The 8,545-nt window shown below is 43.5% G+C and carries 9 protein-coding genes; 8 read left to right on the top strand and 1 reads right to left on the bottom strand.

Going from position 1 to position 8,545, the window contains the following annotated elements; genetic code table 11:
* Positions 1-141: 141 nt before the first annotated feature.
* Positions 142-903: an MBL fold metallo-hydrolase gene (locus tag AC3A14_RS23235; protein ID WP_318734681.1), complete on the bottom strand. Its 762-nt coding sequence runs from the start codon at positions 901-903 to the stop codon at positions 142-144.
* Positions 904-1,051: 148 nt separating this feature from the next.
* Here AC3A14_RS23235 and AC3A14_RS23230 point away from each other — a divergent pair, with 148 nt between their 5' ends.
* From AC3A14_RS23230 to AC3A14_RS23195, 8 genes are all read left to right on the top strand, one after another.
* Positions 1,052-1,660, top strand: a complete 609-nt coding sequence (locus tag AC3A14_RS23230; protein WP_318734684.1) for an IS607 family transposase — start codon at positions 1,052-1,054, stop codon at positions 1,658-1,660.
* Positions 1,657-2,844, top strand: a complete 1,188-nt coding sequence (locus AC3A14_RS23225; protein WP_318734686.1) for an RNA-guided endonuclease InsQ/TnpB family protein — start codon at positions 1,657-1,659, stop codon at positions 2,842-2,844. Before AC3A14_RS23230 ends, AC3A14_RS23225 begins: the two co-directional genes overlap by 4 nt.
* A gap of 104 nt (positions 2,845-2,948) precedes the next feature.
* Entirely contained in the window at positions 2,949-3,395 is a 447-nt protein-coding gene (locus AC3A14_RS23220; RefSeq protein WP_318701083.1) for a DUF29 domain-containing protein, read from the top strand.
* A 35-nt stretch (positions 3,396-3,430) separates the two neighbouring features.
* A complete protein-coding gene (locus tag AC3A14_RS23215; protein ID WP_318701081.1) occupies positions 3,431-4,444 on the top strand; it encodes a YbjN domain-containing protein in 1,014 nt (337 codons plus the stop codon).
* Positions 4,445-4,463: 19 nt separating this feature from the next.
* The gene (locus tag AC3A14_RS23210; RefSeq protein WP_318734689.1) at positions 4,464-6,863 is read left to right on the top strand and encodes a substrate-binding domain-containing protein; all 2,400 of its coding nucleotides are present in this window, start codon (positions 4,464-4,466) and stop codon (positions 6,861-6,863) included.
* A complete protein-coding gene (locus tag AC3A14_RS23205) occupies positions 6,860-7,126 on the top strand; it encodes a hypothetical protein (protein ID WP_318734692.1) in 267 nt (88 codons plus the stop codon). Before AC3A14_RS23210 ends, AC3A14_RS23205 begins: the two co-directional genes overlap by 4 nt.
* Positions 7,123-7,587, top strand: coding sequence for a phage tail protein (locus AC3A14_RS23200; RefSeq protein ID WP_318701078.1), 465 nt, complete (start codon positions 7,123-7,125; stop codon positions 7,585-7,587). The genes AC3A14_RS23205 and AC3A14_RS23200 overlap by 4 nt, the downstream gene beginning before the upstream one ends.
* Positions 7,588-7,706: 119 nt before the next feature.
* Positions 7,707-8,545: hypothetical protein (locus tag AC3A14_RS23195; RefSeq protein ID WP_487779187.1), on the top strand; the 839-nt coding region annotated here is incomplete at its 3' end.

The raw sequence follows: 8,545 nt of genomic DNA, 5'->3' as shown, positions 1-8,545 counted from the left end.
GGGAATGGGGAATGGGGAATGGGGAATGGGGAATGGGGAATAGGCAAGAGGCAAGAGGCAAGAGGCAATTAATGTCCCCGTGTCCCCGTGTCTTCTCGTCCCCGTGTCCCCGTGTCCTTCCCATCCTCTCCATCCCCAAGTTTAATGCAGTGGTACTTCTAGGCGCTCTCCAGGGGTGGGGGAGAGGGCTTGGGTGCTTAAGCCTTGAGCCGATAGTTTTTGCTGAAAGTCTTCTACGGTTCCTTCGGCTCGGAGTAAGGAAATCAGCAAGCCTTCAAATTTGACATCCCCCCCTGCTGCTGTGGGCAACATGACTTGAGGTTTGACCCATTGAGCTACTTTGAGGGCACTTTCTGTACCTTTAATGATTGGCCCGACTATCGGTAAACCTAAATCGATCATGGGCGTAATAATTACATCAATCGGTCCCTTTTCCTGTAGAGTAGGGGAATGGTAACCGTGGGGTTCATAATAAACGGTTTTGCCGCTAGAGAGTTCTTTAAAGATATAACCATTCTCTACGAGGGTGGGGCCAATGGGAGAACCAGGAACGGCCTGAATCTCGACCTGCTCATTGAAGCGATAGGTTTGGCCATGTTCTAGGGAATGGATGTTAGTATAGCCGAATTCTTTGACGACTTTGGCGGCATTGGGGGAGCCAACAACGGGTAAATTTTTATTCAATTGTTTCAGGGTCTGGGGATGGGCATGATCTTCTAATCCCTGGGAGAGAACGACTAAATCAATAGTTTCTGGAATGGCACGGTCTTGGGGACGATATCCTTTGAAGAGCCAGGGCAAGTTACCAAATACTAGGGGGCCAACTAACCAGGGGTCAATGAGGATGTTTTGTCCTCCGAGTTCGAGTAACCAAGAGTTGCTATCAAGATAGGTGAGATACATAAGGATGATGGCGTTTTGATCGGTGTTTTTATTGTAGGCATAGATTCTGAAGTGGGAGAAGGAGTTGGGGGATGAGGGGAATGACTGTTCATTAAAATTTTAGACAAAATTTTACAAAATTAGACATCAGATCTGTTATTATGAACTCATGTCTAACTTACTGAGTGTGTCCGAAGCAGCCGAATTATTAGGCGTGTCAACCAAGACCATACGCCGATGGGAAGCTGACGGAAAAATCAAAGCAGTGCGAACAGAAGGAGGTCATCGACGTTTTGAGGTATCAGACCTCATAGGAAATAAACAAGATGATAGTTTAACAGTAGCTTATGCCCGTGTTAGCAGTCGTGACCAGAAAGATGACTTAGAGCGACAAAAAATCGTTTTGGAAGCTTATTGTGCTTCTCACGGGTGGTCTTTTGAGGTGATTTCCGATCTCGGTTCAGGTATTAACTACCGAAAAAAAGGACTGATTAAGCTCATCAAACTAATTTGTACTTATCAAGTTGAAAGACTGGTAATTGCCCACAAAGATAGACTTCTTCGTTTTGGGAGTGACTTAATTTTTACATTATGTGAAATATTTGGCACAGAAGTAATTATTATTAATCGAAGTGAGGACTCTACTTTTGAGGAAGAGTTAGCCCAAGATGTTTTAGAAGTGATTACCGTTTTTTCTGCGAGGCTTTACGGGTCGAGAAGCCATAAAAATAAGCAGATAGTTCAACAATTAAAAGAGGTAGCTAAAGATTTAAAATGAAGTCATTTAAGACCGAGCTTCATCTTAATAATAAGCAACGAACTTTAATAGGGAAACACGCAGGAGTAGCCCGTCATGCTTATAATTGGGGATTAGCTACTTGTATAGAGCTTCACGAAAAAGGAGAAAAAAGACCTTCTGCGATTACTTTGCACAAGCGTTTAGTCGCTGAGGTTAAATCTCAAAATGAATGGTATTATGAGGTATCTAAATGCGCTCCTCAACAGGCTTTAAGAGATTTAGAGAGAGCTTTTACAAATTTCTTTACGGTCAAAATACGAGGTTTTCCTAGATTTAAGAAAAAAGGGGTTAATGATAGTTTTTATCTAGAAGGAAACATTCAAATCAAAGGGAATCAAATTAAATTACCTCGGATTGGGTGGGTGAAAACTTACGAGAAATTCCTGCCCCCTATTCTCATTAAGTCTCATAGCAATGTAACGATTAGTCGCCAAGCTGATAAGTGGTTTATCTCTTATAAAGTTGACGCTGAACCTCAGCCGATCGACCATCCTAAAGGCTGTGTAGGTGTTGACTTAGGTGTTAAAACATTGGCTACTTTATCGAACGGAATGACCTTTCCTTCGGTTAAAGCCTATCGCAAAGCCAAGAAAAAATTAGCTTCACTACAACGAAATGTAAGTCGTAAAGTGAAAGGTTCTAATAACCGTAAAAAAGCGATTAAAAAACTAGCCAAAGCACACTATCAAGTGGCATGTATCCGTCAGGACGCTACTCATAAGTTAACATCCTATTTAGCCAAAAACCACAGCGAAGTAGTGATAGAGGACTTAAATGTGAGCGGAATGCTCAAAAACCATCGTTTAGCTCAAGCAATAGCTGATGGTGGTTTTTATGAATTCAGACGGCAACTTGAGTATAAATGCCAATGGTATGGTAGTCAGTTAACCGTCGTAGAGCGATTTTATCCATCATCTAAGACTTGTTCAGACTGCCAAGAAGTCAAGAAAGACTTAAAACTGTCTGATAGGACGTTTATCTGTCCATCATGCGGTTTCTTCTTAGATCGTGACTTGAACGCAGCTATTAATCTTTCAAAGGCGGGTAGTTCGCCCGTGTTAGCTTGTGGAGTGTCGAACAAACGCAATACTTCGGTAAAGCGGACACCGAGAAGCAAGAAGAAAGCATCAAATTATGTACAGCTTACTCTAAGCCTGTCATAGTTTGTCTCAGTTTTTCAGAACGGAATTGCTCTATAAGTTAAAATTGCGATAACAGCGGAAAGTGCTGTAAGTAGCGATCGCCAAACCATGAGAGGAAGTGAGTCATGTCCACCTTATCCGATTGGCAGCAACTGGCCATTCATTCCCATTATCAAACCGCAAACGCTATTTTAGATCGCTTGCACGCAGGTAGTGCAAGCGAAGCGAGTCAAGGGTTAGAAGCACTGATTGAAGCCATGGGAAGAAGTGAAAAACGAGCGATACAAAGTCAATTAATTCGACTCATGAGCCACATTATTAAGTGGAATGAGCAGCCAGAGATGCGATCGGCGAGTTGGAGCATTACGATTCAATCTGCACGAGATGAAATTGAGGATATTCAGGAAGAAATTCCTAGCTTAAATCAAGATTTTATTGACTCGATTTGGGAGAAATGTTTCCAGAGAGCAGTGCGATATGCAGAAACAGAAATGGGGGTTCAATGTGAAGGGGTTTCTCTGTCTTGGGAAGAGGTTTTTCAGGCAGAATATCGCGTTGTTAAACCCACTTAACTTGATTGGTGTCAGCTTGAATATAGGGAATGGTTATGAGCGATCGCAATTTAGAACTGAATCAAGAGATTATTTTTGATGCGGAACATGAGACTCCATTGCCAGTGCAAGGGGTGGAGATCGGGGTGAACTCTGACGAGGGGTTACCGGAAGTAAGCTTAAAGGTGGCAGTAGATGGGCCCAGTTATGAAGAAATTGAGGGCAAAAATCGGTTTAATTTAGAGAAACGATGGCGCGGGGAGATGACTGGGGAATTTTTGAGCGATCGCCCCCTATATTTAGAACTGATGTTACAACCCGATCGAATTCCCGATCCCATCCCAGAGGATTTACGTATAATTTTAAGCCCAGAATACTTGCAATCTGAGTTGTGGTTAGCTCTCTCTATTTATCAAGAGGTTAATGGGGAACGGGTGGGTTATGATACTTTTTGGAAACGAGCCAATTTAACTGAATTGACCCAAGCTTTTCAGATGGGAGCGCAAGCTCTGGAAACCCTATTTAATGTGGTTCAGGAGGGTTTAGAAGGAGCATTATCAGAGGCTAAAGAGGGAAAATTCACCCAATTTATGCGCCAGTTAGAGGAGTGGACAGAGGAGGAAGATGAACGTTCTTTAGAGTCCGTGGTGCGCGAGTTTTTCCATGAAGATGATTGGGAATTTATACAGTTAAAATCCGGACTTTTACAGTTAGCTTTTCAGGGAGACAACGGTCGTTGGCGCTGTTATGCTCGGATTCATGAAGCGGACAAGCAATTTATTTTTTATTCTATCTGTCCTGTTGCAGTTGGAGAGGAGTATCGGGGGTTAATGGCTGAATTCTTAACAAAAGCTAACTATGGCATGATTTTGGGCAATTTTGAGTTAGACTTTACGGACGGTGAAATCCGATATAAGACAAGCATTGATGTAGAGAACGATCGCCTCAGTCTGGCTTTGGTGCGATCGTTAGTGTATGCCAATGTGACGATTGTAGATCGGTATTTACCTGGAATTGTGTCGGTATTGGAGGGGAGTCCAGTATCGGATGCAATCGAAAGGGTTGAATAGCAGGACTTCTTGACATCAGATGGGACAAGGAAGAAATAATCGGCCTTTTGGCCGACGAACTCTAGAGCAGATTGAGCGGGAGGGACGGGGACGGGCCCAAAGTCGGTTGAGCTTCTTGAGAAGTGGCTTATTTTACCGCTTGTATCGTTTCTTTCCCTTCTGGATGATTCGACTGATTCCGTTTATCCAACAGGATATGCTGGATCTGTTGCGTCGAGAGCGAGAAGAAGACGAGGAAGCAGAAGCAGAGGTTGCACCGGTAGAAACCGTTGCGCCTCCGGTGGTGGGGTCCCGTAGAGACTGGATTTATACGGAATACCGATGTATTTGGGGAGACCCATTGGAGTGCGATCAGCCCCGTCAGAGTATTGAAGCGGATGGGGAGACCAAAGTTTGTCTGAGATGCGGATTTCCGGCAATTTTACGCCCGAAAGCAGAGATCGTCGGCCATCGGGGACGGTATCGGGTAACGGAATTTCTCGGGACTCGAGGGATGGGAAGGTTGTATAAAGGGGCGCAGGTGGTGAATAATGCGCCTGTGGTGATTAAAGAGTATTTGTTACCCAAGCGCTATTTTAATATTCAGGAAGCGCAGAATTACAAGGATAATTTTGAGAATGTGGCTGGGGCAGTTTTGGCTGATGGTCGGGCCCAGGATTTTCGGGTGTTGAGTTTTGGGGATGCGATCGGCGATCGCCACGAAGAACGCTGTTATGTGGTCACCGAGGGTTTGGCCAGTCTTTATCCCACATTAAGGGTATATGTGCAACAAAAGGGGGCAATGGATCAGTTTGAATTGTTGCATTTTTTGAATCAGGTTTTGCAAAGTTTAGAGTCCTTGCATGGGCAAAAATATCGCCTACCGTCAAGCAAAATTCAAGGGGGGTTACCCCATGGAAATTTGAGTTTAGATACTCTGCTGATTTTGCCCCAAGAGCAACAGTTTTTTGAGTTTCCCCAATTTCTGATTTATTTGTCTGATTTGTGGTTGTGGGAATATCGTTTTTTCCCACCCACGATGACGGTAAAACGACCCGCATTAAGCCAAGATTTGCGGGATTTGGGTCACATCAGCTTTACCTTACTGACCGGCACGTGGTCGCTTGAAGAAGAAAACAGTTTAAATCCAAAGTTGCCCCAAAATTGGCCGGATGTCGATCCCAAAATTCAACAGTTTATTTGGCGCTTATTGGAGGTTGATACGCCATTTCCTAGTGCAGAAGTGGCTCGCCAGTCTTTGCCTCAGTTGTCTCGATCGCTACAGTTCATCGAGTCAGCGGAAATACAAGAAGAAGAAGATATTAAGCGCAAGCGTCGCTGGTGGTGGTTACTGTGGCTCTTGCTATTGTTGGGTTTGGGGAGTGGTTTAGGGTGGTGGTTACTGCGCCGATCCAATGGTATGGCAACCGCCCAAAATCCGAGGGTTTGCTGTGTTCAAGATGTAGCTGCTGTTCCCCAGGGACGGTTTCAGTATACAGCCGTGGGGAATGGGATTTGGAATTATGTACTCAAACAACCGAATTTGGTAGCGTTGGGACGGCGCTTGGAAACGGAGTTAGGGCAGCGTATTCCTAAGTTGGAGTTGGTGTATGAACCCGTGCAGTCTTTGGAAGAGGCTATTTCTACTGTGCGCGGCGATCGGGCTGATTTTGCCATTGCCTCAGCCATCAATGAACCGGATTTAGAAGCTAAACGAATTGCCTATGATGGATTAGTAATTTTTGTCCCATTTAGTTACGAGTTTCGCCGTAACTCTTTGCCCCGAACCTTAAACGGACAGTTGAGTTTGGATCGGATACGTCAGTTGTATACCGGGGAAGTGACGAATTGGCAAGAGTTGGGAGGCCCCGATTTACCGGTGAAGTTATATGTGCCCGAAAATCCCGAACTCATCCGTATCTTTGAGGAGCAGGTTTTGCAAGATCCGGGGGCGATCGCCGCCTTTCGTCAAGGGTTGCCAAAACCGACAAACCCCGATGCTTTGGTCACTACGCCATCGGAATCTACGATTTCTGTCCTACCGATTTTCGAGCTATTGCGAACAATATTAGCCGATTTTGAGGAACGGGAAATCGGTGGCATTGGCTTTGGGGCGATCGCCCAAGTTTTTGGCCAATGTTCCGTTTATCCCCTAGCCATTTCCACTGAGAATAAAACCGCCGTTCAACCCCTCATTCAAAACAACACTCAACCATTGAATCCAGGAACCGATCTCTGCAATGATAAAGGCAGTTATTTCCCCCATGTAGAATTGTTTCAAACCGGTGAATATCCCTTGGCATATCCTCTCACCGTCGTTTATGCTCGTGATAATAGCCGTCCTCCTATCGGGCAAAAATTTGCCGAGCTTCTGCAAACTGAAGAAATGCAAAACCTATTAGCAAAAACCGGCCTCATTCCCCTAAACCTCAGACCATGACTAATGATTATAACCCCCATAGCTCCTGGGAACCCATCGGCGATCCACATAAAGCGGCTGGCTTTACCATTCCTGCACCCTTCCAAACCCACCGCCGACCCACCGATCAAACGAATTTTGATACCTTACAAAAAGCCGCCCAAAAAATTAAAGACGATCCTTTGAAAGTCCAACAGTTAGCCGATCGAGTTTATGCATTATTACTCGAAGACTTACGTGAACAAAAACAACGTCAAGGATTATATAAAGGACGCTTGTCATGAAGAAACCGAATCGCTATACCCAACATCGAGCCAACTACATTCTCACCAATCGGTTTTACGTTGAAATTGGTAATGAAATCAAAGCTTCTTTCAGTGAATGTTCGGGCTTCGGAGTCAATATGAAAAAAGAAACCTTACTTGAAGGGGGACTCAACGATCGGCAGCACATTTTAGTTGGCCATGCAGAATTTGACGATGTGACCTTAAAACGGGGAATGACCAACGATTTAACCTTCTGGAATTGGCTCTCACAAACCCTCAGTAGCTTTCCCAAAACGCGATATAACCTCAATATCCTCATGTTCAACCAAGCGGGTGAAACCCAGTTAGCGTGGTCATTACTGGACGCAATACCCGTGAGTTGGAAGGCTCCTGCTTTGCAAGCAGACAGTTCTTCAGTGGCGATCGAAGAATTAACCCTAGCCTACGAAGGCATTGAGCTAATTTTATCTGGCCGCTAACAAACCCGAAAAATTGAGATTATAACTCCATACTATGAGCCTGAGCCGAAAAAATAGACAAACAGCTATATTCAGACTTATGTAACTTCTAGTCAACCTAAAGGACTAAAGTATTGACTATGACAGAAAACGCAACACAAAACAACTTACCAGAAACACCATTAAGCTTAAACTCTCCCTTACTCACCCATCATCCCCTAGGACAAAAATTTATTGCTCCAAAGTTTATCAAACCCTTGGGAACAATAAATATTAGTTTTGTGAACAAATCCATCATTCAAGGTATCTTAATAGACGATATATTTCAACAACAAAGATTACAAACATCCCCACTAATACAAAATAAAACGTTAATTCCCCCTTCGCTTCAGCCCTCATTCACCCCTGAAACAAAAGCAGAAAATACTTCCATAAAAATACCTGAACTCAACAAAGATCCTTTATCTAAAAACTCTAGTCTTCAAAAAAACTCATTTCCTGATTACGATACTTCATTTCAAACCAAAACAAAAAAAAGCTCAAATACCAATCAATCCTCCCCTCATATTTCACGAAGATCCCATAAAAAAACTGAAATATTTCGTTCTATTATTACCTCATCTAATCCTCAAGACACAACAAAATACCAGTTAAATGGTAGTTTTGACACTCATGATCAATCCTCCTCGTCTACCATTAAACAAAAAAACAAAACATCAAACACTTCCAGGAATCTCCCTCTTGAACATAAGTTTATTCAAAAAAAGTATTCTTTGAATACAAATCGAAAAGCAAATGATCCCCTTCAAATTTTTCGTAGAAAATCTCAAAGCAAAGAAACTATACAAGCAAAAATTCCAGAGCAATGGTCTAGCATAGAAGAATTGATAGGAGAAACTAAACAATCCACATCCTCCGAGCCAGTACAAAGAACAGAAGAAACCACTGACTCTTCTAGTGCACTCGCCTCAAATCACCC

Source organism: Roseofilum sp., from assembly GCF_982964205.1.
This window is presented reverse-complemented; position numbering and strand designations above follow the sequence as displayed.